We start from the raw sequence: 26674 nt of genomic DNA, 5'->3' as shown, positions 1-26674 counted from the left end.
CGAGACGAAAGATCAGCCCGTCCGGCGGGTGTGCCCGATGTATTCGTCAAGACGGCTGGTCAGATTCTCCCGCGCGCGCGTCGTATGCAGATCCGTCAGCTCAGCCGCACGCGCGGCATCGCCTGCAGCAATGGCTTCCGCGATGGCCTCGTGTTCGTCCCAGATTGTCTTGCGCTGCTGCGCAGACGATTGCAGGACGGCTCCCATGGCACGACGCAGATGGACCCAGTAGTTCTGTGCGCTCTGCTCGAGGAACGGATTGCCTGCCGCACGATAGATGGCGTGATGAAACTCCATGTCCGCATCGATCATGGCCTTGACGTCCTTGCCTTGTGTCGCGCGCCGGCCGTTGGCAATGATTTTCGGATCGATCTTTAACTGCCGCTTCGCCGCGAGTCGGGCAGCCAGGGCATCCAGCGAACCACGGATTTCGTAGAGGTGCCCGATCGACTCTGCATCCAGCGGCGTGACCAGCACCCCCCGGCCCGGTGCGTCTTGCACGAAGCCGTCTTTCTTCAGGATCCGGAGTGCCTGAATGACCGGGGAGCGCGACACCTGCATCTGCTCCGCAATCTCCTCCTGGGTCAGTCGTGTCCCAGGGGCGAGTGTCCCATCGCTGATGGCGTCGAGAAGCATCTTGTACACCTCATCGACGAAATCGGGGCGGGATTGAATCTTGGGAAATGTGGTCGCCATGATGACTGCCTTCTGAACTCTGTATCCAGTTCATTGTGGTGGAGCGGCCCGTTCAGTGCAATGGATCTTCTGCGAAATAAGTAGTGCTTGACTTTGCCATGATCCGGAACCCACAATCTGAACTCTGAATACAGAGTTCAGACTTCGAAGTGCAATCAGGAACATATTCCATGCGAGTTTTCTACGACAAAGATGCTGATATGTCGCTATTGCGAAAACACAGGGTGGCGGTCATCGGCTACGGCTCCCAAGGGCATGCTCACGCCCTCAACCTGAAAGACAGCGGGATCGATGTGGTTGTCGGCCTGCGCGAGGGTGGAGCCTCCTGGCAGAAGGCGTCCGCGGCCGGACTTCAGGTGGCCAGCATGGCGCAAGCCGCAGCAGCCGCCGATTTTGTGATTCTTCTCATCCCTGACGAGACCATCGGCCGCGTGTACCGGGAAACTATTGAGCCGGCCATGCGGCAAGGCGCAACCCTCGCCTTTGCGCATGGATTCAACATCCACTATGGCCAGGTCATTCCCCGCAAGGACCTGGACGTCGTCATGATTGCGCCTAAGGCGCCTGGCCACACGGTGCGCTCGACCTACGCGGAAGGCGGCGGTGTCCCAGGGCTGATCGCTGTCGCGCAAGACCGGTCAGGACTCGCCCGGGAACTTGCATTGGCCTACGCCACGGCCATTGGCTGTGGCCGCTCAGGTGTCATCGAGACCAACTTCCGCGAAGAAACCGAAACCGACCTTTTCGGGGAACAGGCTGTCCTGTGCGGCGGTACCGTCGAGCTCATCAAGGCTGGCTTCGACACACTTGTGGAAGCTGGATACGCCCCGGAGATGGCGTACTTCGAGTGCCTGCATGAACTCAAGCTGATCGTGGATCTGATCTACGAAGGCGGTATTGGAAACATGAACTATGGCATTTCCAACAATGCCGAGTTCGGTGAATACCTGACCGGACCGCGCATCGTCACCAGCGAGACCCGCGCTGCCATGAAGGCCGTTCTCGAATCCATCCAGACCGGTGAATACGCCAAGTCATTCATTCTCGAAAGTCAGGCGGACGGCCCTACCTTGCAGTCACGCCGGCGCCTGACGGCAGCGCATCCGATCGAGGTGGTTGGCGCGAAGCTGCGCGAGATGATGCCGTGGATTCGCAAGTCGGCATTGGTCGACAAAACCAGGAACTGATCACCCAGCCAAACAAATAGGGCGCCAATTCCCACGTAAACCCGAACTTACATCGCCGCATTGTGCGCCTACACTCTGTATACAGAGTTCAGAATTCAGTAGTCAAAGACGACTGCAAGGCCCCCAGGAGACCCCACCATGACCACGCCTTTCGACCAACACGACGCCCGCAAGACCACCGGGGGCACTGCCGCTGCTGCCCCCGCCGCAAAGAAACTGATCCCTTACGGCGGCTACTACACGAGCCGCGTGCCCGGCCATGATCCGGAACTCACCGAAACGGGACCGGGCACGCCGACGGGCGAGTACATGCGTCGTTTCTGGCATCCGGTGTGCATGTCCATGGAGCTCACGGACACGCCGCGCTTCCTCAAGATCCTGAGCGAAGAGCTGGTGGCGTTCCGTGACGGCAGCGGCCGCGTCGGTGTGCTGCACGCCCATTGCGTGCATCGCGGCGCTTCGCTGGAATACGGTGCGATCCAGGAACGTGGCATCAAGTGCTGCTACCACGGCATGGTGTTCGACGTGGATGGTGCGTGCCTGCATGTCCCGTTCCCTGCTGGCGAGGAGAAGGAAGCGGACAAGTACGCCTGCTCGATCCGCCAGGGTGCGTACAAGGCCATCGAGCGCAACGGCCTCGTCTTTGCCTATATGGGACCGCCGGAAGAGGAGCCGCCGTTCCCTGAGTGGGAGCAGGATTTCACGGTGCTGCCTACCGACGAGCTGGTGCCGTACAGCAACTTCCAGCACTGCAACTGGCTGCAGGTACAGGACAACGCGGCCGACAACTTCCACCCCACTGCCCTGCATGCCGCGAAGAACGTGGTGGGCGGCAAGTTCCAAAGCACAACCTTCGACGAAGTTGGTGCCGCCTCCATGGAAGTGGCACCTGACATGCAGTTCATCCCGGTGCATCAGGGCCGCGGCCTCGCCTGCGCGGGCGCCCGGCGTGTCGACAAGGACAAGATGTTCCTGCGCATCCAGCACCAGGTCCTGCCGAATCTCAGCCTGCACGCCTACACCTCGGAAGATGGTTCCAAGAAAAAGCTGTTCAGCCGCTTCCACATCATCCGCTGGACCGTGCCCGTGGATGATGAAAACAGCAAGATGATCGGCTGGCGTGTGATGGGTCCCGGCATCGACACGCGTCTAGTGGGCGACAAGAGCATGGTCGGATATGAAACCATCGATTTCCTCGATGGCCAGGTCGCCATGCGCCGGCCCGAACGATTCGGCAAGTACAAGCTCGAGGACATGCCGCCGATTCCCTCCAATCACCGAGAGCGCGCCAACTACAAGGATGCGCAGTATGCGCCGGGGGACTACGAAGCGATCATCAGCCAGCGTCCGATCGCAGTGCACGCATTGGAAAACCCCACCAAGTTCGATGCGGGTCTCTATGCCTTCCGCAAGATGCTGCGCGAAGCGGTGCGAGGCTCCAACGCTGCAGCGGCTGCGCAAGGCTTCGCCCAATGGCTGCGTGACGTCGGTGGCGCGCCCAACAGCTACTGCACGGGCAACGTCTTCGAGCTCCCGCAAGCGGAAACAATGGAGCAGGAGGTCGCCAATCGCCGCCTGCTCGCACGCAAGGCGGTCGCCATCATCACGGAGGCCGATGGCCTGAAGGGCGAAGAGCGCGCTGCGTTCGTAAAGGCCAGGTTCGAAGAACTGGAACAGAGCCTGAAACCTTAACACGAGCCCTAGAGATGAACGCCGGGCGGCACCGTACCGCCCGGCCCGATGCACCTGGAGACGCGAGGTTCACCATGAATGCCCCCACCACCGAGCGCAGCGCGCTCGCCCATCTGGAACTGGTTCTTCGGCAAGTTCGCATGGAGGCTACCGGAATCAACTCATACGAATTCGTCGATCCCGACGGCAATGAGCTGCCGGGATTTACTGCAGGCGCGCACATCGACGTGCACATTGCCCCGGGAGTTATCCGTCAGTATTCGCTTTGTAATGACCCCCAGGAGCGTCATCGCTACGTCGTCGCCGTCCTTCGAGATGAAACCGGCCGCGGCGGCTCACGGGGAATGCACGAGACCTTACGGGTTCCGAACCGCATCAAGGTCAGCGTGCCGAGAAACAACTTTACCCTTGCTGAGGTTGCCAGCAAGTTCATCCTGCTCGCAGGCGGTATCGGTGTGACGCCGCTCAAGGCGATGGTGCATCGTTTGGAATCGAAGCGGATCGACTATGACCTGCACTACTGCGCCAAGGGTCCACAATACGCCGCGTTCGAAGCGGAGCTCAAGAGCATCGCCCGGATCGGAAAGATTTACTGCCACTTCGACGGAGGCAATCCCAAGAATGGACTCGACATCGTCAAGTTGCTAAAGCATCCAGAGCCGGATACGCACATCTACTACTGCGGTCCAGCCGGATTCATGCAGGCGTGCGCCGATGCCGCTGCACACTGGCCGCAGGAACTGGTGCATTGCGAGCACTTTAAGGCGCCGGTGCAAAAAGCACCGGCTGCAAGCGATGCGCCGGTTGTGGGCTATCTCGTCGAGTTGGCTCAATCGGGTAAAAGGCTGACTGTTGCACCGGATCAGAACCTGGCGGAAGTGCTTCAGCAAGCAGGGGCGCCGGTGGAGACGTCCTGCCAGTCAGGTCTGTGCGGTACCTGTAAAGTCCGCTACCTCGCAGGAGTGGTCGACCATCAGGACTTCATTCTCGACGAGAGCGAGCGCCAGAGCGTGATGACGCCGTGCGTGTCCCGATGCAGTGGAGGGACACTGGTACTGGATCTTTGATAGTCTCGGACGGAGAAAGGCCATGCTACCGTCGTTCAGGCATGCAGCGGGTTCGGCTTCTCCGGATCGATCCCGTACTTGCGAATCGCTTCCGAGACGCGCGTCCCGGGGATAGTCCCCTCATCCGCCAGTGCCTTCAATGCCGCGATCGCGATCCAGTGGCGATCCACCTCGAAGAAGTGGCGCAACGCCGCGCGGGTATCGGAGCGGCCGAAACCATCAGTGCCCAGCACGACGAATTTCTGCGGCACATAGGCGCGGATCTGATCCGCGAGCGCACGGATATAGTCGGTCGCGACAATGACCGGACCCCGCGTATCCTTCAGCAGCCGGGTCACGTGCGGAACGCGCGGAGGCGCCTCGGGATGCAGCAGGTTGTGCCGTTCAGCCGCACGGCCGTCGCGTGCCAGTTCCGTCAGGCCCGGCACGCCCCACACATCCGCCGCGACGCCCCAGTCCTGCTGCAGCAATGCGGCTGCGGCGATGACCTCATTGAAGATGGTGCCGGCACCCATCAGCTGGACACTCGGGACGGATTCGGCGGATTCCGCCTTGCTGTAGGCGTACATGCCCTTGAGGATATCCTGCGCGACGGTAGGGCCGGCCGGCATGGCCGGCTGCGCATAGGTCTCGTTCATGACGGTGATGTAGTAGTAGACGTCTTCCTGCTCCTGCACCATGCGGCGCAGGCCGTCCTGCACGATCACAGCCAGCTCGTACGCAAACGACGGGTCATAGCTGATGCAATTCGGCACCGACGATGCCCACAGCAGCGAATGGCCATCCTCGTGCTGCAGGCCTTCGCCGTTAATGGTGGTCCGTCCGGAGATCCCGCCCAGCAGGAAGCCGCGCGCTCGCATATCGGCCGCGGCCCAGGCGAGATCGCCCACGCGCTGGAAGCCGAACATGGAGTAGAAGATATAGAAGGGCACCATGGGCTCGCCGTGCGTGGAGTACGACGTCGCGGCAGCAATCCAGTCGGCCATGCCTCCCGCTTCATTGATGCCCTCCTGCAGGAACTGGCCGCTCGTCGACTCCTTGTAGGATGCCAGCGTCTCGGCATCCTGCGGGGTGTAGCGCTGGCCATCCTGGTTCCAGATCCCGATCTGCCGGAACAGTCCTTCCATGCCAAACGTGCGCGACTCGTCCGGTACGATCGGCACGATGCGCCGGCCCAGTTCCTTGTCCCGCAGCAGCGTGCCGAGGATGCGGACGAAGGCCATCGTGGTCGACATGCCCCGCCCTTCGGGCGTGGCCCTCAGCAGCGCGTCGAATGCCGACAAGGCAGGTGCAGGCAGCGATGCGGCCTTCCGGCGCCGCGCGGGCAGGTAGCCGCCCAGCGCCTCGCGGCGCCCGCGCATGTAGGTAAGCTCTCTGGATCCCTCGGGAAAGCTGATGTATGGGACGTCCTCGATATCCGCATCCGCAACGGGCAACGCATACTTGTCGCGCAAAGCCAGCAGGGCCTCCCGCTGCACCTTCTTCTGCTGGTGGTTGACGTTGGAGGCCTGGCCTTGGTCGCCCATGCCATAGCCCTTGATGGTCTTGGCCAGTATCACAGTCGGCACGTCGCTGCCGCGCGCGGCCTCAGCGAATGCGGCAAAGACCTTCGCCGGATCGTGGCCGCCGCGATCCAGGCTCCAGAGTTCATCGTCCGTGTAGTCGGCCACGAGCGCCTTCAGCTCAGGCGTATTGAAGAAATGTTCGCGCAGGTATGCCCCGGACTTCGAACGGTAGGTCTGGTATTCGCCGTCGACGACCTCCATCATCCGCCGTGCCAGCGCCCCGCTCTTGTCACGTGCGATCAGGTCGTCCCAGTGGCCACCCCATAGCACCTTGATCACCCGCCAGCCTGCTCCCAGGAAGATGCTTTCCAGTTCCTGTACGATCTTGCCGTTGCCGCGCACTGGTCCGTCCAGGCGCTGAAGGTTGGCGTTGACAACGAATACAAGGTTGCCCAGGCGCTCCCTTGCCGCCATGCCGATCGCGCCGAGGGACTCGGGTTCGTCCATTTCGCCGTCGCCAAGGAATACCCAGACCTTCCGGTCATCGGTCTTCGCGATGCCGCGCGCCTGCAGGTACTTCATGAAACGGGTCTGGTAGATCGCCATCAACGGGCCAAGTCCCATCGAAACGGTGGGAAACTGCCAGAAATCGGGCATCAGCCACGGGTGGGGGTAGGAGGACAGCCCTTCCCCGCCGACTTCGCGCCGGTAGTTGTCGAGTTGCTTGGCATCCAGCCGACCCAGCAGGAACGCGCGCGCGTAGATGCCTGGCGACACGTGGCCTTGCACGAAGACAAGGTCGCCGCCGTGATCCGCTGTGGGCGCGCGCCAGAAATGGTTGAAGCCCACGTCGTAGAGCGTGGCTGCGGAGGCAAACGAGGCGATATGCCCGCCGACATTCGAAGCCTTGCCGGCGCGCACCACCATTGCCATGGCATTCCACCGGGTATAGGCGCGAATGCGGCGCTCGATCTCGCGGTCGCCTGGCATACGTGGTTGCTGGTCAACGGCAATGGTGTTGACATAAGGCGTGCCGCCCGAGTGCGGCTGCAATTGCCCGCGCAGCCGCGCATGGGCAATCTGTCGCTCGATGAGATAGTGCGCACGTGCCGGCCCGACGTTGCCGAGGACGCCCTCCAAGGCTTCCAGCCATTCGGCTGTCTCCTGCGGGTCGTCGTCGCGTGGATCATTTGTCAATGCGATTCCGTCAAGTTGCGCGGCAGTCATGGCAGGTCTCCATTAAGGTATCCGGTGAGAACAGTATAGGACATAACTACGATTCCATAAGTCGTAGTTTCCGCTCGATACTTCAGGCAAACCCTGCAATGTTCATGTCTTGCACTTGAGCGGGAACTTGTATAGGCTATCTACTACGATCCATAAAGTCCGAGTTCGTCATGTCCCACATCAGTACAGGCGTTGAATATGGCCTACACTGCCTGCTCTACCTGTCCCGCTCCCAGGCTGCCGTGGAAGAAGCCAGTGTCCGCGACCTGGCTGAGTTGCAGGGTATTCCGAGCGAGTTCCTGGCCAAACTGTTCACCAAACTAGCCAAGGCCGAATTGGTGGTCGCCACGGAGGGGATCAAGGGCGGCTTCCGGCTAGCCCGGCCTGCCGGCCGCATTACCGTTCACGACGTGGTGGTCGCCATCGATGGCGACAAGCCGCTGTTCGACTGCCGCGAGATCCGCAGCCGCTGTGCGGTTTTTGAGGACCAGGCTCCGCCCTGGGCCACGCGTGGCGTCTGCTCGATCCACGCGATCATGCAGGCGGCAGAAAAAGCCATGCGCGCAGAGCTGAAGCAGCACACGCTCGCGGACCTGGCTCAGCGCACTGACAACAAGGCGCCGGCCGGCTATGGCGCGCAAGTGGTCAGGTGGCTGACGGACCGCGCGGCTAGCCGGCGCGGGGACAAGCCGGAGCCTACGCGCGCAAGGACGCGCAAGAGCGCCTGAGGCGCTTCCGATCCCCTGACCCGGCGCCGCGTTACGCGGCGGAAATACAAAAAGGGCGATCCTGGCGGATCGCCCTTTTTATTCCAGCCCGTGACCTCAGGCAACAACGATACGGCGGGGGTCAGCCATCGCAAGCGCTTCGGCACGATCCGCTCTGGGCGGATAGATCCACTCGGTATTGATGCGCGTCTTCAGCGCCTTGGCGACGCCGCCCGTCATCTTCACCTGGCGATCCCAGCCTTCCGTGTAGACCGCACCCCAGGGACCGAGGTCCAGGCACGTCACGTACTTCGGCTGGCTATACGGAATCGGCGCCGCCCCCACCAGGTCTGCCGCTACATTGTGGCCCGCCGAGCGACCGAGATTCATGGCGTGCTGGCAAGACATCATGGCGACGTTGCCGTCGTCGTCGGTAGCGGCATAGGCGCAGTCGCCGGTGGCGAACACCGACTCGACGCCCTTGACCTTCAGGTTGCGATCAACATGCAGGCGGCCGAAGTTGTCGCGCTCCGCGGGAATCTGCGCGGTGAGTTCGCTGGCGCGGGCGCCGGCGGTCCAGATCACCGTGTCCGCCTCGATGCGCTCACCGTTGTCTAGCGTCACGCCGCTGGCGTCGACGGCCGCCACGCCCGATCCAAGCCTCCAGGTCACGCCCAGCTCAGTCAGCGCCTGGGTAATCACTGGGCGCGGACCCGCACCCAGGTCCGGGCCGATCGCGGCATTGCGCTCGACCATGATCACGTTCACGGCAGCATCCTCGCCCAGGACTTCGCGCAAGCGGGCAGGCATTTCGGCGGCAGTCTCGATACCGGTGAAACCGGCTCCCGCGATCACTACGGTATTGCGGCCCGCGCTTTCCGGGCGGCTGGCCAGCCGATGGATATGCGCTTCAAGCTCCGCGGCGTCGGCGACCTGGTCGACATTGAACGCGTGCTGCGCCAGCCCCGAAATCTGGGGCCGGAACAGGCGGCTTCCGGCGGCTACAACCAAGCGGTCGTAGCCGATGCGCTGGTCCGACGCATCGGCACCGACGCCCGCAATGTTCACCGTCTGATTCTGCACGTCGATATGCTCGACCTTGCCCTGAATAAACCTCACGCCAACAGCTTTGAAAATCTCTTGCAACGGCGCCTTCATCCCGTTCGGATTCTGCTCATAGAGGCGCGGTCGGACGTGCAGCTCGGGTTCCGGTGCGACAAGGGCGATTTCCACGTCGGTGCGGCCCACCTGGTCAAGCAGACGGGCCGAAGCCAGCGCGCTCCACATGCCGGCAAAGCCGGCGCCGATGACAAGAATGCGTTTCGACATCTTTGATGCTCCTGAATCAAACCTCGGTTCATGTGACCGGCCCACCCCGCTCTTGCGCAGCGTCTGGTCGTCCCGGCGATCGCACTGGCGTCGCCATCAACTACGATTGTATGAGTCGTAGTTTAGATGCGCAAGATTTTTGTCGGATGCTCGTTTCGGCGCGGTCCACGTTCTAGCTTGCACTTCGATGGACGATCGTCTATCTTTACTACGACTATAACAGTCGTAGTTAGATCAAAAGGAGCTCATTATGAAACCGATCCACTGGATCAGCGCACTTGGCGCCACTGCGATCCTGTCCACCGGCGTGACCGCGTGGGTATCCGCTTCCGACCTAGCCTGGGCGATCAGCCACCCCATGACTGCCGGCCACGACCTCAAAGGCGTGTCGGCGCAACCGGACCACACCCACAACCTTGGCGACACGCTGATCGCCGGCCAAGACCTGAGCGGCGTTTCAGCTACGCCAAGGCGCGCCGCCGAGACCGGCGCGGGGGATGAAGCCAGCAAGGCTTCGGGGCCGCCCAACAAATCGTTGCCTCGGCTCGTCTGAGGCTGTGCCCCGTGGCCAAAACGCATTCCAGACTGGAATGCCGCGGACTGACATCCGCGCTCTACCCGCTTCACGCGCTTTAACAAGGAAACAGACATGGAAACCCAACGCCTTCTTTTGCCCTTCCTCGCCGCCACCGTGATGGCATTCTCCGGCGCCGCAGCCGCACATGGGACCGGTGACACGGTCAAGGAGAACTTCTCCCGGGCCATCCCCAACGTTCCCGGCAAGTCGCTTATTGCGCTGGAAGTGGATTACGCGCCGGGCGCCTCGTCGTTGCCTCACTACCACGCGAAGTCGGCATTCATTTATGCCTATGTCGTCTCGGGCAGCATCGCCAGCAAGGTCGGTGACGGACCAGAACGGGTCTACAAGGCGGGCGAGAGCTTCCATGAGGAGCCGGGCTCGCACCATCCCGTCAGCCGCAACGCGAGCAAGTCAAAGCCCGCCAAGCTGCTTGCCGTGTTTATCGTGGACAGCGGCGAAAAGGACCTGACCACTTACGAAAGGAGCGCGAGATGAGACGGGATTACACAAAGGCCGCCCCGTTGGCGTGAAGGCGTTCAGCAGTGTCTACAGCTACATCACGGATGGGCAACGGCGGAGATCGGCTGCGGATTCAGCCGTCGACATCCACATCAACAGCAACTGACCAAGTTCACCTGCACCTCAACCGACCTCCCCGAGGGCTCCGCTTCCCCACGCCCGCAAAAGAAGAATTGCGAATCGTCTGATCGCCATCCTCCCTAAAAAGGCAAAAACTAGAGGCATTACCGAAACAACGGTGATCGGGCGTCACAACCCGTTTATCATCAACGGATGGTCGCTCAGGCGACCATCTCAACACGCACGCGCGCGTCGTTCCACTATGGCGGGCCGGGCGGGGCAGCCGAAAGGCTGGCCGGGCTTCGTTGATGAACCGGTTTGTGACCCCCGCTGCCAGGCCCGCCACCCTCTACCGTTTGCATCAGGCGGGTCTCCCAACCTTCTTCAGGAGAACGCAATGCAAGAGAAAATCCATCCGAAGCACGAAACCATCTTCGTCGGCATTCCCGCGGAAACCCTGGAATCCCTCGACCGGATCCAGGCCGGCCTGGGTAGCGTCCTGTCGCTGCTGGAAGTGGAAAGCGAACGGTCCGAGGGATGCCACGGCGTCCATTGCCTGCTGGCGATGATCAAGATGCAGGTGGATCAGATGGCCGAGGCTTTGCAGCCAGAGGCTGAGTCGTTATGACACCCCGTCATCCGGCTCTTCCCTTACCGCAGATCCGTCGTCGCGTAGCCAGACGTTAAATTCCCCGTCCTGCCCGACCGTGCTTTTCCCGGTAATGTGGCCGCCATGGCGCTTCGACCAGTGCATAGCTGATGGACCGGCTAGGGCCCGGTCCCATCTGCTTCCTTGGTGGTGAAAACGGACTGAACAGATCGGGCAGGTCTTTCTCTCTTTGCCCGACCGCAATTCACCATACGAGTTTGGTGTGTCGAACACACGTCCCATACCTGCGATGTGACCCCGAAAGGTCTTCCACTGTAGAGATCTCTACAACGTTGAAATTGACGTTATAGGCTTCTACCATGCGCCCATGACCGCAACCACTCAGTCCTGGACGCTGCTGATCGTCACGCTTCCCACGTCCGGCGCCACCGCGCGCATGCGGATCTGGCGTGCGATCAAGAGTATGGGGTGCGCCGCGCTGCGTGACGGTGCCTATCTTTTGCCAGGGGGCGTGGAGCAGGTCGGCCAGTTGCGCCAGCTGGCTGACGAAACCCGGCAGGAAAACGGACAAGCCTGGCTTCTGCAAGTCAGTGCCGGAACTCCGGACGAAGAGATCGCGTTCCGCGCCTTGTTCGACCGCGGCGCTGACTATGATGAACTGCAAGCTGCGCTGACCGAAGCGCTTGATGGGCTCTCCGACCAGAACAGCGCTGAACTGAATCGACTGCTGCGCCGCCACGAGCGCGCCTATGAAGCGATCCGCCGGATCGACTTCTTTCCGAATGACGCGTCGCGCCGCGCAGAAGCGGGATGGAATGATTTCAGCCGGGCCATCGAGGCAATTCAGTCGCCGGGCGAGCCCCAGCCGCTCACCCGTACGATCCCGCGCCGGGATGCCGCGCAATATCAGGGGCGGTGCTGGGCCACGCGCCGCCATCTGTGGGCGGACCGCGTGGCCAGCGCCTGGCTGATCCGGCGCTTCATCGATCCCCATGCACGGTTCCTCTGGCTGGAAAGCCCCGCCGAATGCCCGGACGATGCACTGGGCTTCGACTTCGACGGAGCGACGTTTACGCACGTGGGCGATCGCGTTTCCTTCGAAGTGCTGCTGGTCAGTTTTGGACTCGAGGCTAACCGGGGACTCGGCCGGCTTGCCAGAATGATCCATGCACTGGATATCGGCGGCCTCTCGGTGCCGGAGGCCAGCGGCTTCGAAGCCATGCTGGCCGGCGCGCGAGCGCGGCTGCAGGATGACGACGCGTTGCTGGCGGAAATCAGCTCGGTGCTGGATTCGCTCTACGCGCATTTTTCAGCCAACCAAAGACCCTGAATCGATCCCTACAAAACCATGGCGCCACAGCAAGGCCCTTAGTGTCCCTCCTTTGTCGACGGCGTCACGGCGGCGGCGATTGGCGCGATTACCGGGGCCGTGATCGTGCTGGCCAAACGTTCGATCGTTTATGGCCCCACCCTGTTGCTGGCGCTGGCAACGGTCGCACTATTGGTGAAGTTCAAAAAACTGCCTGAGCCGGTCATCACCGCTGCCGCATTGAAAGGCCTGGTCGTTTATCCGATGTTGCAGCCCCTAGCCTCTAACCACGCAACCTGGCTGCAAACCCTGTCACTCACGTCCCGCTCAGCGCCCGTCCATCCCCAATTGTTGCCCTTCGCTCAACATACTGAAGGCCTTCGCGACGCTACTGGAAATCGCTTCCCCTGCCTAGAATCGGTTGCAACGATGGTCGCACTGAACGCGCGACGGTCGAGAAGGATGTCCGCGTAACGCAGCGGAGCATGCCTGCCGCCCAGTGCGGTTTCCCCCCCATTGACAGGACTCCCGAAGATGACCGAAACAACCCGCAATGTGCAGCCGGTTACCGCCAGCCTTGGCAAAGACGATGCCGGCGAACTCGTGCCGTCGCGCTACGCCGTGCGCGTGGGCGAAGTCGATGTCGTGCTGATCAGCGATGGCATCCTGCCGCTGCCGACCTCTACCATGTCCACCAACGTAAGCCAGGCGGACCGCAACGCATGGTTCGATGGCCGCTTCCTGCAACGCGACACCTTCGACTGGGCGCTGAATATCGCGCTGGTGCGCAGCGGCGAGCGCCTGATCCTGATCGACTCGGGCGTGGGCGACGGCTTCGAATATTTCACGCGCGCCGGCCGGTCGGTGATGCGCCTGGAATCGGCGGGCATCGACCTGGCTGCGATCACCGATATCGTGATCACGCATATGCATATGGACCACGTCGGCGGGCTGAACGTCGATGGCGTCAAGGCCAGGCTGCGGCCGGACGTGCGCATTCACGTAGCGGCCGCGGAAGTGGAGTTCTGGAAAAATCCGGACTTCAGCAAGACGGTAATGCCGGAAGCGGTACCTCCCGCGCTCCGCAAGGCGGCGGCAAAATTTGCGCAACGCTACAGCGAGAACATCGTGCAGTTCGACCAGACCGTGGAAATCGCAGCGGGCGTGTCGGCGCGCGTGACGGGCGGACACACGCCGGGGCACTGCGTCGTGGACGTGGCATCGAACGGCGAGAAACTGACATTCGTCGGCGACGCGATCTTCGAAGTCGGCTTCGAGCGGCCCGACTGGCAGAATGGCTTCGAGCACGATCCCGAAGCCGCCACGGACGTGCGTATCGCGCTGCTCAACGAGGCCGCTGCAACCGGCGCCCTGCTGGCCGCGGCGCATGTCGCGTTCCCGTCGATCGGGCATGTTGCGAAGCACGGAGAGAGCTTCCGGTTCGTGCCGGTGCAATGGGATTATTGATGGAGGGTCGCGGAAGCAATAAGGCCCGTCGCGCCGGCGACGGGCCTTTTGTTCGTCAAACCCGGCCATCATGCAGAGTCGTTACCCGTTTGGCGAGCGCGGCGGCGCCATTGCCCCGGCGTCATTCCCATCGTTTCCGTGAATACACGCCGGAACGCAGCCACCGACCGATACCCGACTGAATCGGCGACGGCCTCTGTGGTCATCGCCGGCTTCTTCAGCGCGTTGGCGGCGAGACTCATCCTGATATCGGTCAGCAGTTCGATGGCTGAGCGTCCCAGCTTGTCCTGGAAGTGCCGCATGAAGGTGGCGCGTGACATGCTGCACAAGTCGGCCAGATCCGGCAGGGTCCAGGGGCGCGCCGGATCGGCGAACATGGCCGAAATGGCCGGCGCGAGCCGCGGATGACCGACAAGGGCCAACAAGCCTGCGGGGGCCTGCGCGGATTCGCTGGCGGCGCGCAGCACCAATGTGAACAGCGCCGAGGTCAGCGCGTTGAGCATGGCGCATCCGCCCAGTTTGTCGCCGGTCGACTCCATGCGCATCAGCTCCAGCAGGCCGGCCAGGTGATGCGAAGCGGATGCGGAGGCCTCTTCGCGATGGTTGCCCAATGCACTTACCACCAGGTTCGTGGGCAAATAACTGCGAATCAGCCGATCATGCGGCGGCTCGATGAGAAATCGCCCGCATAACAGGTCCAGCTGCTCGCCCGGGCCATCATTCTGGCTGAGCATCCATCCTGCAGCGCCGTGGCGATTGTGGGTACGACCCGGCGCCTGTCCACTGCCGTCGTGCAGTACGTGGGCCGACCCGTGAGGCAATAGCACGATATCTCCTGCCACCAGTTCCAGCGTCTTCTGCGTCTGCGGATTCTCGACGATCGCCCGGCCCTTGAGCACCACGTGGTAGGGAATCTCGTGCGCCGCGGACTGAGGCCAGGCTACCCGCCATGGCGCACCATAGACGCATCGGACCTCCAGCCGCCCGGTGACGGTGATCATTTGCAGCAGCTGGCTCAGCCAGTCGAGTTGGGACATAGGATCTCGGGAACCTGGAACGATCACGCATCTTATGGCAATTGCCCAGCGGTCTCTCGCTAGCTCTTCAGTATCCCGGGAATCTCTCCCGGGTACCTCCAGGCTTGGGGCATGGTGCTCGCATCGACCGGAGACGCATCGATGCGAGCGTATCGCGTCACACCGAGCCGGCCGGCGCAACGGCAGGAAAGTCCTTGTCGGGGTCAAACACGTTATTGATAAAGTTTGTCAGCGAATACATGGCAACCAGTGCGACGATTTCCATGATGTTCGCATCCGTGTAGCCAGCATCGCGGACGGCTTTGAAATCGGCGTCGGTGACGTTGCCGCGGGTCTCGATGACTTTGCGCGCAAACTGGACCGCCGCGTCGCGCTTCGGGTCGGTGGCATGGCCCCTCCGGGCGAGAATGATTTCATCGGCCGCCAGCCTGGCCATATGCTCGGCGGTAAAGCTGTGAACCGTCAGGCAGTAATTGCAGCCGTTCACTTCGGAGACGGCGAGGCCGATGCTGTCACGCGTTTTCACGTCGAGCGCCTTGCTCAGGGAGCCCAGCAGGGTGGCCCATGAGTTGAACGCGATCGGACTTTGGGCGAAGGTCGCCATCATGTTCGGCGTGAATCCGATGTTCCTGGTGAACGCGTCGAGGGTCGGTTTCGAATCGGCCGGCACTTGTTCCGGCTTCAGGGCAATAGTTCTTGGCATCGTAGTCTCTTTAAGTTACTGGCTTTACTAGTTTGGGATAGTCCATGTGCGGCGGCGGGCCGCTTATACCAGGTCCAACACATCGGCCACCGGCAGGCGCGGCTTCTGCGGCCAGTTTCCGGTGCGCTCTGCTCCTACGGACAACAGCATGACCGGCACTTCATTCCCCCCAAGTCCGAACTCGCGGTGCACCGCTTCGGCATCGAAGCCAATCATCGGCGTCGAACCCAGGCCCAGCGAACGGGCGGCGTAGATCATTGCCGCCGCGCCGAAGGTGCCGCTGCGTACGGCCTCGTCCCGCTGGCGCTGGGGGTAATCCATGTACAGGTCGCGTGCGGGGATTTCCCATTCCGACACCATCTCCGCCGGCATGACGCCCGCCTCCACCAGCGGCGCCAGGCGATCCGGTATTACGCTCGAATCGGCCAGCTGACCACAGACGATGAAAGTCACGGCAGCTTCGGTGATGGGGGGCTGGTTCCACGCGATCGGACTGAGCCGTGCCTTGGCCTCGGCGGAACGTACGGCGATGAAGCGCCAGTTCTGCATGTGGAAGGATGTCGGCGCGCTGGTGCCGATTCGTACCAGCGCGCGGATTTCGTCGTCGCTCAAGGCGGCGGCGGGATCGTAGTACTTGGCCGCGCTGCGGCTCAGGATACATTCGATGACTGCATTGGTCCGGGTGATTTCCTTGGTCATTGGAGGGCTCTCGTCAGGTGGTTGAGAGCCTCCACTTTAGGTCCAGGCAATGCGCATTTCGAGACGCAATTTAATCGAAAAAATGCCCAAAAGGATCAAGCAAGTTGGTTCAGTCGCCCGTGCCCATGGTCAGGTTTTCTCCCGTCACCGCGCCAACGGGAAGCTGCGAGCTGTGGGCCGGTATATGCGATTACTGCGCCGCGCCCTGCTTGCGCACGGCATGCGCTTCGGTCACCTCCCGCTGCGCCGCAACCATTTTCTGTGGCCAGGTACTTTTGATATACGCCAGTACGGCAACGATGTCCTCGTCGGACAGAGACTGCCCGAATGCCGGCATATCGCTGACATAACCCTGCGGAGCCGTCACCCCGGCCACCAGCCCATTCTTGGTGATTGCGAATAACACGGCGTCGGGATGATGCCAGGTATGGCCGGAAGCATCATGCGGAGGTGCCGGCATGCGGCCGTTCGGTAGCCGCTCGCGCCAGTTGGGCTGGCCCTCCAGGTTGGCGCCATGGCATGCGGCGCATTGCTGTGCATAAACCTTGCGACCCTGCGCAACGCTGACCACGTCGGTGGCATCGATGCGCAGCTTCCGTATATCGCCTGTCTTGCCGGCATCGGATGGCGTATCGAGGTACCGCCTGGTCTGCAGCGCAACGGCGGCGGCAATCGCCGCGCCAAGCACCAGCAGCGCCACGATCCGCCAGCGTGGCTTGCCTGATTTGTTCATGTCGCCCCTGCACCAATAAGCTTCATCAACTACACCTGACTCCTGAAAAATAAAGAGGTTACCCCGTATCCATGCGCATCCGCCTTACGAAGCAGCGCCCCTGAGACGCAGCGCATTGGCAATGACCGAGGCCGAACTCAGGCTCATCGCCAGCGCCGCGATCATCGGCGACAGCAACAGGCCCGTCGCGGGATACAGCGCGCCGGCCGCCAGCGGCACGCCGAGGGCGTTGTAAATGAACGCAAAACCGAGATTCTGCTTCATGTTCAGAATGGTCGCGTGCGAGAGTTGCCGGGCGCGGGCGATGCCGCGCAAATCCCCTTTGACCAGCGTGACCTGGGCGCTGTTCATCGCGACATCGGTGCCGGTGCCCATGGCGATACCGACATCGGCCTGCGCCAGCGCCGGCGCGTCATTGATGCCGTCGCCGGCCATGGCGACCACCGCGCCGGACTGCTGCAGGGATTTGACAAGTTCCAGCTTGTCGGCCGGCTTGACCTCGCCATGGAATTCGTCCACGCCAAGTTTTGCGGCCACCGCCCTGGCGGTTGCGATGCCGTCGCCAGTGGCCATGACGACACGGATGCCTTCTTCCCGAAGACGCTCCAGCGCCTCGGGCGTGGTGGTTTTGACCGGGTCGGAGACGGCGAGCAGGCCTGCAAGCTTGCTGTCGACCGCGAGATACATGACGCTGGCGCCTTGCGCACGCAATGCGTCCGCCTGCGCTACCAGTGCTTCGGTGGCCACCCCCTCGGCTTCCATGAGCGCGGTGTTTCCGATCGCAATCTTGCTGCCTGCCAACGCGCCCCTTACCCCAATCCCCGAACTCGACTCGAAGCTTTCCGGCTTGTCCAGCGGCAGGCCTCGACTACGGGCGGCTTCGACGATCGCTGCCGCCAGTGGGTGTTCGCTGCCTTGATCCAGGCTGGCAGCCAACCGCAGCACGTCTTCCTCGGTAAAGCCATTGGCGCCGATCGCGCGCTCGAATACCGGCCTGCCCTCGGTGAGCGTCCCGGTCTTGTCCACAATCAGGGTATCGACCTTGCGCAGGTTTTCGATTGCTGCGGCGTCGCGGAACAGCACGCCGCCGGACGCCCCCTTGCCGCTTGCCACCATGATCGACATCGGCGTGGCCAGGCCCAGCGCGCAAGGACAGGCGATGATCAGCACCGCGACGGCATTGATCAGGCCGAACACCCAGCCCGGCTCGGGACCGAACAGTCCCCACGCGACCAAGGTCAGCACCGCGATGCCGATGACGCCGACGACGAAGACGCCGGCAACCTTGTCCGCCAAGCGCTGCATCGGCGCCTTCGAGCGCTGCGCCTGCGCAACCATCTGGACAATCTGCGACAGCACGGTCTGCGAGCCGACCTTTTCGGACTGGATCACCAGGCTGCCCGATGTGTTCATGGTGGCGCCGATGACACGGTCGCCGGCGCGCTTGGTGGTGGGAATCGGCTCGCCGGTGATCATCGACTCGTCGACGGCGCTGGTGCCTTCCGTCACGACCCCGTCGACCGGCACCTTCTCGCCGGGCCGCACGCGCAGCAGGTCGCCAACATGCACATGGGCCAGGGGTACGTCTTCCTCGATGCCGCCGGGACCGATGCGTCTCGCCGTCTTGGGCGCCAGCCCCAGCAGCGATTTGATGGCGGCCGAGGTCTGGGAGCGGGCCTTCAGTTCAAGCAGCTGTCCCAGCAAAGTGAGGGAGATGATCACTGCCGCGGCCTCGAAGTAGACGCCGATGCGGCCATGCTCGGCAAAAGCCTGCGGAAAGGCGGCCGGCATGACGGTCGCAACGACGCTGTAGAGATAGGCGGCGCCAGTGCCGATCCCGATCAACGTCCACATGTTGGGACTGCGGTTGACGATCGACTGGAAACACCGGACGAAGAACGGCCACCCTGCCCACAGCACCACCGGCGTCGACAAGGCAAGCTCGACCCGGCTCTGCGTCGACAGGTCCATCCAGCCAAGGCGATGCCCGAACATCGCCAGTACGAACACCACGCCGGTCAGCGGAAGCGTCCACCAGAAGCGGCGACGGAAGTCCGCCAGCTCCGGGTTTTCATCCTCATCGAGTTCCGGCATCAACGGTTCCAGCGTCATGCCGCATTTCGGGCAGTTGCCCGGATGGTCCTGGCGGATTTCCGGATGCATCGGGCAGGTATAGATCGTGCCCTCGGCGGGAGGCTGCGCCGGGGCTGGCTCGGTCCCGGTGCCGGATTGCTCATGAGCATGAACATGGTGATGCGCATGCTCGTGATGATGGGCGTGGTCACCCTGTGCGCCACCGTGGCGTCCAGGCATCTTGGCATCGCGGTCGCTGCTCGTCCTGTTCATCCTGGTTCCCTTGGTTGTTGGGCCTGCCATCACGGGGGAGTCCGCCATCGCGCCCAAAGACGGCAGCTTAGGCCTTCCCATGGTAGTAAGGTCAAGGACGGCCAGGGCGAAAACCAGCGGCCGTACCGGTCCAGGGTACGGGGCCGTCCCTCACCAGGACGTTACGCAACCATTACATCCCGGTAAGGTGCAACGAGCGTTGTCGGTCGGGTCTTCGCTGGCGTCGACGGCGCCCGGGGCCACGCGGCAATGATGGAACAGACGGACGACAGGCTCCGCCAACCGGCTTATGCCGCAAGCAGTCAAACGCTGCTACCATTCCGGCAACCCAGGTATCTCAAGTGCGTACTACTATTCGTCGGCTCTGGCTTGCCGCCTTCCTGCTGAGCGCTTTCCTGACAGTGCAACTGGCAGCGGCGGCGTATGCGTGCGAGGGCAGCCGGTATTCGCTGAGCGCGACGGAAGAGATGGCGGGCATGACTGAAGCCTGCCCCGAGATGGCAATGGAACACGCCGGGCCAGGCGTACATGACGGGCTATGCCAGGAGCATTGCCAGTTCGGCTCGAAGTCGGCCGACCATGCCACGCCTCAGATTCCCGCCTTCCATCCGGTGCTGGTCAATGTCGTGGTGCCCGCGCCGATACCGGTCCTGGCACATCGCCTGGCCGCTCCCCGCGATGCGATTCCCCGGGCGCCGCCACGCCCCCTCCCCATCCTTCACTGCTGTTTCCGAACGTAGCCTCCGCAGCAACGCCTGTTGTCGTGCCCTGAGCCATCGGCTCCAGGGTGGTCGTTGCTTTGCGGAGGCTTTATGCATTTGCACTTATCCACCAAGTGCGGGCGCCGGCTGGCGCTCGCGCTCACGCTGCTTGCCGTGATCCATCCGACATGGGCGGAGTCCGCGCCAGCCCTTTCCCTGCAGGAAGCGCTCGCGCTCGCCGCGGCGCGTTCGGCCGATGCCGAGACCTCGCGCTCGGCAGTCCAGTCAGCCATCGAGATGGCTGTGGCCGGCAGGCAGATGCCGGACCCGGTCCTGAAGGTCGGCGTCAACAACGTCCCGGCGAATGGCCCGGACCGGTTCTCGCTGGGCACCGATTCGATGACCATGAGGTCGATCAGCCTCATGCAGGAATTCACACGCCCGGCGAAGCGCCAGGCCCGCGCCGAGCGCTTCGAGGCCGAGGCGTCGTCGGCCGAGGCGCAACGTATGGTGGCGCTGGCCAACGTGCAACGCGGCACCGCCACGGCGTGGCTGGAGCGCTGGTATGCGGAACGCGCGCACGAGCTGCTCGCCGAACAGGCGCAATCGATCAAGCTGTTGATCGATGCGGCACAGGCCGCCTATCGCGGCAACCGCGGCTCGCGCGCCGAGATCCTGGCCGCCCGGATCGAATCGCAGCAACTGCAGGATCGCGAAGACGAAGCCCGCGCCGCGGTCGCCTCGTCCCGGGCGATGTTGCGTCGGTGGGTCGGCGATGCGGCAGCATTGCCGCTGGCCGAGCGTCCCGCGCTCGATGCTCCGGCCTGGCTCGATACCCTGGATGCCGCCGGCGCCACGCAGCTGCCCGACGTCGCTGCCGCGCAGGCCCAAGCCGGCGTGGCCGAGGCCGAGAGCCGCGTCGCGCGCGAGAACAAGATGCCGGATCTCAGCGTCGAACTGATGTACAGCCAGCGCGGCCCCGCCTACTCGAACATGGTGTCGCTGAACGTCTCGCTGCCGCTACCTTGGGACCAGGAACATCGCCAGGACCGCGAACTGGCCGCCAGGCTGGCGCAGGCCAACGCTGCGCGGGCGCAAGCCGAATCGGTACGCCGTGGCCTGATTGGACAGCTGCGCGGCAAGCAGGCCGAACTGCAACTCAGCCAGACGCGCCTGGAGCGCTATCGCAATGCCACGTTGCCGCTGGCGAAAGCACAAACCGAGGCGGCCCTGAGCGCCTATCGTACTGGCGCCGGCAGCCTGGCCGCCGTGGCGGAGGCCAGCCGCAAGGCGCTCGAGCTGTCGCTCGATCGGCTCCGGCTGGAGGCAGCAACCGCCAGGCTCTGGGCCGAACTCACGTTCCTGATGCCGTTGCCGACCGCCGCGCAAGCCATGCCGCCGCAAGGAGCCCAACCATGAAGCAAACCGCGATGGCACGGACCCTGGCGGTTCTGCTCGTGCTGGCGAGCGCTGGCGCTGCCTATTATCTCGGCCATCAACAGGGGCGCCGGCAGATCGCCGCGTCGGACACGCCGGCCAGCGGCACCGGGGCGGCGAACCTGAAGGCCGGCGATATCGATCCGGGCACGGGCAAGCGCATCCTCTACTGGCATGATCCGATGGTGCCGGGCCAGCGCTTCGACAAACCCGGCAAGTCGCCCTTCATGGATATGCCGTTGTCGCCCGTGTACGAGGAAGCGGGGGGCGGCGCGACCGTCACCGTTGACAGCCGCGTGGCGCAGAATCTTGGCGTTCGCACGGCAGAGGTCAAGACAGGCCGGCTGGCCTCCGCATTCGAAGTTCCGGGCAATGTTGCGATCAACGAGCGCGGCATCGAAGTGCTGCAGGCCCGTACCAGCGGGTTCGTCGAGCACGCGTATGCCAGGACGACGCTGGATCCGGTGCGCAAAGGCCAGCCGCTGGCACAGATCTATTCGCCGGAATGGGTCACCGCGCAAGAGGAATACCTGGCGGTGGTCCGCATGGGCGCAACCCTGCAGGGCGATTTGCGCGAAGCCGCGATGGCCCGCATGCGGCAGGCCGGCATGACCGACAGCCACATCCGCCTGGTGCAGGACACCGGCAAGCTGCAGCCGCGGCTTGCCATCACCAGTCCGGTGGACGGGATCGTCACCGAGGTCGGCGCACGCGACGGCATGACGGTCTCCCCCGGCACGACGCTCTTTCGCCTTGCCAGCCTGGCGACGGTATGGGTACTGGCCGAGGTGCCGGAGACCTATGTCTCGCGGCTACGGCCCGGACAGGCGGTGTCCGCGCTCGCGGCCGCCCTGCCTGGACAAACGCTGCCCGGCAAGGTCGACGCCATCCTGCCCGACATCAACCCCGGCACCCGTACTGTCAGGGTGCGGATCGAACTGCAGAACAAGGGCCGTCAGCTGTTGCCAGGCATGTTCGTGACGGCCCGCTTCGAGGCCGCAGCTGGCACGGACCGGCTGCTGGTCCCGACCGAGTCGCTGATCCGCACCGGCACGCGCACCATCGTCATGGTGGAAACCGGTCCCGGCGGGTATAGCCCGGTCGAGGTCAAGACTGGCGCGGCTTCCGGCGGACAGACCGAAGTGCTCGAGGGCCTCGAATCCGGACAGAAGGTCGTAGTCTCCGGCCAGTTCCTGCTCGACTCCGAAGCCAGCCTGCGCGGTGCCACGCAGCGCATGACCGCAGCACCAGCCGCGCCGGCAACCGCCGCCGCGGGCCCGGAGCACGAAGGCACCGGACGCGTGGAGGCGGTCAGCGCGCAAAGCATGACGATTTCCCACGAGCCGATCCCGTCGGCCAGCTGGGGGGCCATGACCATGGACTTTGCCGCACCCGCTTCCGGCATGCCGCAAGGATTCAAGCCCGGCGACCGTATCCGCTTTCGCTTTCAACTCGACCGCGACGGTGCGGCGACGTTGTCATCGGTGGAACGCGCAGCTTCTGCCCCGGGAGCCCGGCCATGATCGCGCGGCTTATCCTGGCTTCGATCCGTAACCGCTTCCTGGTGCTGCTGGCCACGGTCGTGCTGACCGCGTGGGGCTTGTGGGCCGCGCGCAGCACGCCGCTCGACGCGCTGCCGGACCTGTCCGACGTGCAAGTGATCATCCGCACGCCGTTTCCCGGCCAGGCCCCGCAGATCGTCGAAAACCAGGTCACCTATCCCCTTACCACGACGATGCTGTCCGTGCCCGGGGCCAGGACCGTGCGCGGCTATTCGTTCTTCGGTGACTCCTATGTCTATGTGTTGTTCGAGGATGGCACCGATCTCTACTGGGCGCGCTCGCGCGTGCTGGAGTACCTGAACCAGGTGCAATCCCGGCTGCCCGCCGCTGCCAGGCCGGCCCTGGGCCCGGACGCCACCGGCGTAGGCTGGATCTACGAGTACGCCCTGGTCGACCGGACCGGGCAGCACGACCTCGGCCAGTTGCGTGCGTTGCAGGACTGGTTCCTGCGCTTCGAGCTCAAGTCGCTGCCCAATGTGGCCGAAGTCGCGTCGCTGGGCGGCATGGTCAGGCAGTACCAGATTGTCCTGATGCCGGACCGGCTGCGGGCCTATAACCTGTCGCAGGGCAAGGTGCTGGCGGCGCTCAAGGGGGCGAACCAGGAGACCGGCGGATCGGTGCTGGAGCTGGGCGAAGCCGAATACATGGTGCGCGCCAGCGGCTACCTGAAGACGCTCGATGACTTCCGCCAGATCCCGCTGCTCACCAGCGAGGCCGGCATCCCGGTACGGCTGGGAGACGTCGCCACCATTCAGCTCGGCCCGGAAATGCGGCGCGGCATCGCGGAACTCGACGGCCAGGGCGAAGTCGCGGGCGGCGTCATCGTGATGCGCTCCGGAAAGAATGCGCTGGAGACCATCGACGCGGTCAAGGCCAGGCTCGCCTCCTTGCAAACGAGCCTGCCCAAGGGCGTGGAGGTGGTGACGACCTATGATCGCTCAGCGCTGATCCAGCGTGCGGTGGATAACCTGACTGGCAAGCTGATCGAGGAATTCATCGTGGTGGCGCTGGTGTGCCTGGTGTTCCTGTTCCACCTGCGGTCCGCGCTGGTCGCCATCGTCTCGCTGCCGCTGGGCGTGCTGGCCGCGTTCCTGGTGATGCGCTACCAGGGCGTGAACGCCAACATCATGTCGCTTGGCGGTATCGCCATCGCCATTGGCGCAATGGTCGATGCGGCGGTGGTGATGATCGAGAACGCCCACAAGCACCTGGAACGCTGGCACGCCGACCATCCCGAACGACCATTGAGCGCACAGGAGCGTTGGCGCGTCACTGGCGAGTCCGCGGCGGAAGTGGGCCCGGCTCTGTTCTTTTCGCTGCTGATCATCACGCTCTCGTTCATTCCCGTATTCACGCTGGAGGCGCAGGAGGGGCGGCTGTTCTCGCCGCTGGCGTTTACCAAGACCTATTCCATGGCGGCTGCGGCCGGCCTGTCGGTCACGCTGGTGCCAGTCCTGATGGGCTACATGATTCGCGGCAGGATTCCATCGGAACAGGCCAATCCGCTCAGCCGTTGGCTGATCCGCGGCTACCAGCCCTTGCTCGCCAGAGTACTGGCGTACCCCAAGACCACCATTGCGATCGCGGTACTGCTGCTGGCGGCAACCGCCTGGCCCGCGATGCGCATCGGCGGGGAGTTCATGCCGCCGCTCGACGAGGGGGACCTGCTGTACATGCCGTCGGCGCTGCCCGGCCTCTCCGCCGGCAAGGCGGCGCAGCTGTTGCAGCAGACCGATCGGCTCATCAAGACCGTGCCTGAGGTGGCGACAGTATTCGGCAAGGCCGGCCGCGCCGATACCGCCACCGACCCGGCGCCCATCGAGATGTTCGAGACCACCATCCAGTTCAAACCGCGGGACCAGTGGCGCGCGGGCATGACGACCGACAAGCTGGTGGAGGAACTGGATCGCGTGGTCAGGGTGCCTGGCTTGTCGAACGTCTGGGTGCCACCGATACGCAACCGCATCGACATGCTCGCCACGGGGATCAAGAGCCCGGTCGGCATCAAGGTGGCCGGCACGGACCTGAAAGAGATCGACCGGCTCGCCACAAGGATAGAAGAGGCGGTCAGGACGGTACCGGGAGTTACCTCGGCGCTTGCCGAACGTCTCACCGGCGGCCGCTATATCGATGTGGATATCGACCGCGGCGCCGCTGGCCGGTACGGTCTCAACATCGAGGACGTGCAGAGTATCGTGTCATCCGCGATCGGGGGCGAGAATGTCGGTGATGTGGTCGACGGGCTGGCGCGCTTTCCGATCAACGTCCGCTATCCGCGCGACTATCGTGATTCCATCGAGCAATTGCGCGCCCTGCCCATCGTCACCGACAAGGGTCTGCAGATCACGCTTGCGGACGTGGCGCGCATCGAGGTCGTGCAAGGCCCGCCGATGTTGCGCAGCGAGAATGCACGCTTGTCCGGCTGGCTCTATGTCGACATTCGCGGACGGGATCTCCGTTCAGCCGTGCGCGAGATGCAGGCCGTGGTGACAAAGACGGTGCCAATGACGGCGGGGTATGCGCTGAGCTGGTCAGGACAATTCGAGTACCTGGAACGGGCCACGGCCAGGCTCAAGCTGGTGGTGCCGTTCACGCTGCTGATCATCTTTGTGCTGCTTTACATGGTTTTCGGCCGCCTGGATGAGGCGCTGCTGATCATGGGCACGCTGCCGCTTTCGCTGATCGGCGGCTTCTGGCTGCTCTATCTGCTGGGCTATAACCTCTCCGTGGCTGGCGTCGTCGGCTTCATTGCGCTGGCCGGCGTGGCGGCGGAATTCGGTGTCATCATGCTGCTCTATCTGAAACAAGCCTGGAATGAACGCGAAAACCGTGGCGAAACCACGCAGTCGGCACTTCTCCACGCGATCCAGGAAGGGGCGGTGCAGCGCGTGCGGCCCAAGGCCATGACGGTCGCGGTAATCCTCGGCGGCCTGATCCCCATCATGTGGTCGCATGGCACGGGCTCGGAAGTGATGCAGCGCATTGCCGCACCGATGGTCGGCGGCATGGTGACTGCCCCATTGCTGTCCCTGTTCGTCGTGCCGGCGGTGTATTGGCTGATGCGCCGACGGCAGACCCAAGTTCCCCCAGTCCCTACCCACTCTCCACTTCAGGACGAATCGCAATGAAACCCGGCAAGACTCTCGCACTCGCGCTCACCATCGTCGCCGCCTCGACCGCCTCCACCGCATTCGCAGCGGGATCCATGGACAGCCATAACATGCACGGCATGGACAGCAAGGCGCCCGTGGCGTCAAAACAGGCCTCCCAGCCCGTGCCAGCCGAGATCAGGAAGATCGATGCGTCGGCCGGCAAGGTGACGCTCAAGCACGGCCCCATCGAGAACCTCGGCATGTCCGCCATGACCATGGCGTTCCCGGTCAAGGACCGCGCCTCGCTGAAGAATTTCAAGGAGGGCGACGCGGTTTCCGTCACCTTCGACAAGATCGACGGCAAGCCGACCGTCATCGACATGCAGCGCAAGTAGGCGCGCCTGGCCGC

22 protein-coding genes and 1 pseudogene are annotated in these 26674 nt (G+C 63.5%); 15 read left to right on the top strand and 8 right to left on the bottom strand.

The window, feature by feature from the left end:
• Nucleotides 1-12: 12 nt before the first annotated feature.
• A complete protein-coding gene (locus tag MKD50_RS15330) occupies nucleotides 13-696 on the bottom strand; it encodes a GntR family transcriptional regulator (RefSeq protein WP_115699777.1) in 684 nt (227 codons plus the stop codon).
• Between the two features lie 170 nt (nucleotides 697-866).
• Here MKD50_RS15330 and ilvC point away from each other — a divergent pair, with 170 nt between their 5' ends.
• The 3 genes from ilvC (at nucleotide 867) to MKD50_RS15315 (ending at nucleotide 4642) form a co-directional block, all read left to right on the top strand.
• Entirely contained in the window at nucleotides 867-1883 is a 1017-nt protein-coding gene (ilvC, locus tag MKD50_RS15325) for a ketol-acid reductoisomerase (protein WP_115699776.1), read from the top strand.
• 138 nt (nucleotides 1884-2021) lie between these two features.
• The gene (locus MKD50_RS15320) at nucleotides 2022-3575 is read left to right on the top strand and encodes a Rieske 2Fe-2S domain-containing protein (protein ID WP_115699775.1); all 1554 of its coding nucleotides are present in this window, start codon (nucleotides 2022-2024) and stop codon (nucleotides 3573-3575) included.
• Between the two features lie 74 nt (nucleotides 3576-3649).
• The gene (locus MKD50_RS15315) at nucleotides 3650-4642 is read left to right on the top strand and encodes a PDR/VanB family oxidoreductase (protein WP_252667531.1); all 993 of its coding nucleotides are present in this window, start codon (nucleotides 3650-3652) and stop codon (nucleotides 4640-4642) included.
• A gap of 35 nt (nucleotides 4643-4677) precedes the next feature.
• Here MKD50_RS15315 and aceE read toward each other — a convergent pair whose 3' ends face one another.
• The gene (gene aceE, locus MKD50_RS15310; RefSeq protein WP_252667529.1) at nucleotides 4678-7374 is read right to left on the bottom strand and encodes a pyruvate dehydrogenase (acetyl-transferring), homodimeric type; all 2697 of its coding nucleotides are present in this window, start codon (nucleotides 7372-7374) and stop codon (nucleotides 4678-4680) included.
• Nucleotides 7375-7544: 170 nt separating this feature from the next.
• Between aceE and MKD50_RS15305 the strand changes: the two genes are divergently transcribed.
• Nucleotides 7545-8102, top strand: a complete 558-nt coding sequence (locus MKD50_RS15305) for an RrF2 family transcriptional regulator (protein WP_115699772.1) — start codon at nucleotides 7545-7547, stop codon at nucleotides 8100-8102.
• A gap of 96 nt (nucleotides 8103-8198) precedes the next feature.
• On the opposite strand, the gene MKD50_RS15300 is transcribed toward MKD50_RS15305, so the two are convergent.
• Nucleotides 8199-9410: an NAD(P)/FAD-dependent oxidoreductase gene (locus MKD50_RS15300; RefSeq protein ID WP_252667528.1), complete on the bottom strand. Its 1212-nt coding sequence runs from the start codon at nucleotides 9408-9410 to the stop codon at nucleotides 8199-8201.
• Nucleotides 9411-9660: 250 nt separating this feature from the next.
• Between MKD50_RS15300 and MKD50_RS15295 the strand changes: the two genes are divergently transcribed.
• From MKD50_RS15295 to MKD50_RS15270, 6 genes and pseudogenes are all read left to right on the top strand, one after another.
• On the top strand, nucleotides 9661-9963 hold the full coding sequence (locus tag MKD50_RS15295; RefSeq protein ID WP_115699770.1) for a hypothetical protein: 303 nt from the start codon (nucleotides 9661-9663) through the stop codon (nucleotides 9961-9963).
• Nucleotides 9964-10059: 96 nt separating this feature from the next.
• On the top strand, nucleotides 10060-10485 hold the full coding sequence (locus tag MKD50_RS15290) for a cupin domain-containing protein (protein WP_252667527.1): 426 nt from the start codon (nucleotides 10060-10062) through the stop codon (nucleotides 10483-10485).
• A 481-nt stretch (nucleotides 10486-10966) separates the two neighbouring features.
• Nucleotides 10967-11197, top strand: coding sequence for a DUF1484 family protein (locus tag MKD50_RS15285; RefSeq protein WP_252667526.1), 231 nt, complete (start codon nucleotides 10967-10969; stop codon nucleotides 11195-11197).
• 349 nt (nucleotides 11198-11546) lie between these two features.
• Nucleotides 11547-12509, top strand: a complete 963-nt coding sequence (locus MKD50_RS15280) for a chromate resistance protein ChrB domain-containing protein (protein ID WP_252667525.1) — start codon at nucleotides 11547-11549, stop codon at nucleotides 12507-12509.
• Between the two features lie 48 nt (nucleotides 12510-12557).
• Nucleotides 12558-12758 (top strand): annotated as a pseudogene (locus MKD50_RS15275) (chromate transporter); the annotation flags it as partial.
• 264 nt (nucleotides 12759-13022) lie between these two features.
• Nucleotides 13023-13955 carry an MBL fold metallo-hydrolase gene (locus MKD50_RS15270; protein ID WP_240072097.1) on the top strand — a complete coding sequence of 311 codons (933 nt, stop codon included), beginning with the start codon at nucleotides 13023-13025 and terminating at the stop codon, nucleotides 13953-13955.
• A gap of 68 nt (nucleotides 13956-14023) precedes the next feature.
• Here the strand turns inward: MKD50_RS15270 and MKD50_RS15265 are convergent, their stop codons facing one another.
• The 5 genes from MKD50_RS15265 to MKD50_RS15245 all read right to left on the bottom strand — a co-directional run bounded on the left by MKD50_RS15265 (nucleotide 14024) and on the right by MKD50_RS15245 (nucleotide 19473).
• Nucleotides 14024-14992, bottom strand: a complete 969-nt coding sequence (locus MKD50_RS15265) for an AraC family transcriptional regulator (RefSeq protein ID WP_240071685.1) — start codon at nucleotides 14990-14992, stop codon at nucleotides 14024-14026.
• Nucleotides 14993-15149: 157 nt separating this feature from the next.
• Complete coding sequence (locus MKD50_RS15260) at nucleotides 15150-15695, bottom strand: carboxymuconolactone decarboxylase family protein (protein WP_252667524.1); 546 nt, start codon at nucleotides 15693-15695, stop codon at nucleotides 15150-15152.
• A 63-nt stretch (nucleotides 15696-15758) separates the two neighbouring features.
• On the bottom strand, nucleotides 15759-16394 hold the full coding sequence (locus MKD50_RS15255) for a nitroreductase family protein (protein ID WP_252667523.1): 636 nt from the start codon (nucleotides 16392-16394) through the stop codon (nucleotides 15759-15761).
• Between the two features lie 190 nt (nucleotides 16395-16584).
• Entirely contained in the window at nucleotides 16585-17127 is a 543-nt protein-coding gene (locus MKD50_RS15250; RefSeq protein WP_252667521.1) for a c-type cytochrome, read from the bottom strand.
• Between the two features lie 84 nt (nucleotides 17128-17211).
• The gene (locus tag MKD50_RS15245) at nucleotides 17212-19473 is read right to left on the bottom strand and encodes a copper-transporting P-type ATPase (protein ID WP_256503738.1); all 2262 of its coding nucleotides are present in this window, start codon (nucleotides 19471-19473) and stop codon (nucleotides 17212-17214) included.
• 341 nt (nucleotides 19474-19814) lie between these two features.
• Here MKD50_RS15245 and MKD50_RS15240 point away from each other — a divergent pair, with 341 nt between their 5' ends.
• From MKD50_RS15240 to MKD50_RS15220, 5 genes are all read left to right on the top strand, one after another.
• Complete coding sequence (locus MKD50_RS15240; RefSeq protein ID WP_252667519.1) at nucleotides 19815-20213, top strand: copper resistance protein; 399 nt, start codon at nucleotides 19815-19817, stop codon at nucleotides 20211-20213.
• A 72-nt stretch (nucleotides 20214-20285) separates the two neighbouring features.
• A complete protein-coding gene (locus MKD50_RS15235) occupies nucleotides 20286-21593 on the top strand; it encodes a TolC family protein (RefSeq protein ID WP_252667517.1) in 1308 nt (435 codons plus the stop codon).
• Nucleotides 21590-23134 (top strand): efflux RND transporter periplasmic adaptor subunit, encoded by a 1545-nt coding sequence (locus MKD50_RS15230; protein ID WP_252667515.1) that lies wholly within the window; start codon nucleotides 21590-21592, stop codon nucleotides 23132-23134. The genes MKD50_RS15235 and MKD50_RS15230 overlap by 4 nt, the downstream gene beginning before the upstream one ends.
• Nucleotides 23131-26301: an efflux RND transporter permease subunit gene (locus tag MKD50_RS15225; RefSeq protein ID WP_252667513.1), complete on the top strand. Its 3171-nt coding sequence runs from the start codon at nucleotides 23131-23133 to the stop codon at nucleotides 26299-26301. Before MKD50_RS15230 ends, MKD50_RS15225 begins: the two co-directional genes overlap by 4 nt.
• Nucleotides 26298-26660, top strand: a complete 363-nt coding sequence (locus MKD50_RS15220) for a copper-binding protein (RefSeq protein ID WP_252667511.1) — start codon at nucleotides 26298-26300, stop codon at nucleotides 26658-26660. The genes MKD50_RS15225 and MKD50_RS15220 overlap by 4 nt, the downstream gene beginning before the upstream one ends.
• Nucleotides 26661-26674: the final 14 nt, after the last annotated feature.

The organism is Cupriavidus mimosae, from assembly GCF_023952485.1.
GTDB lineage: Bacteria > Pseudomonadota > Gammaproteobacteria > Burkholderiales > Burkholderiaceae > Cupriavidus > Cupriavidus taiwanensis_C.
The sequence above is the reverse complement of the archived record's forward strand: the minus strand, read 5'-3'. Positions and strand labels throughout refer to the sequence as shown.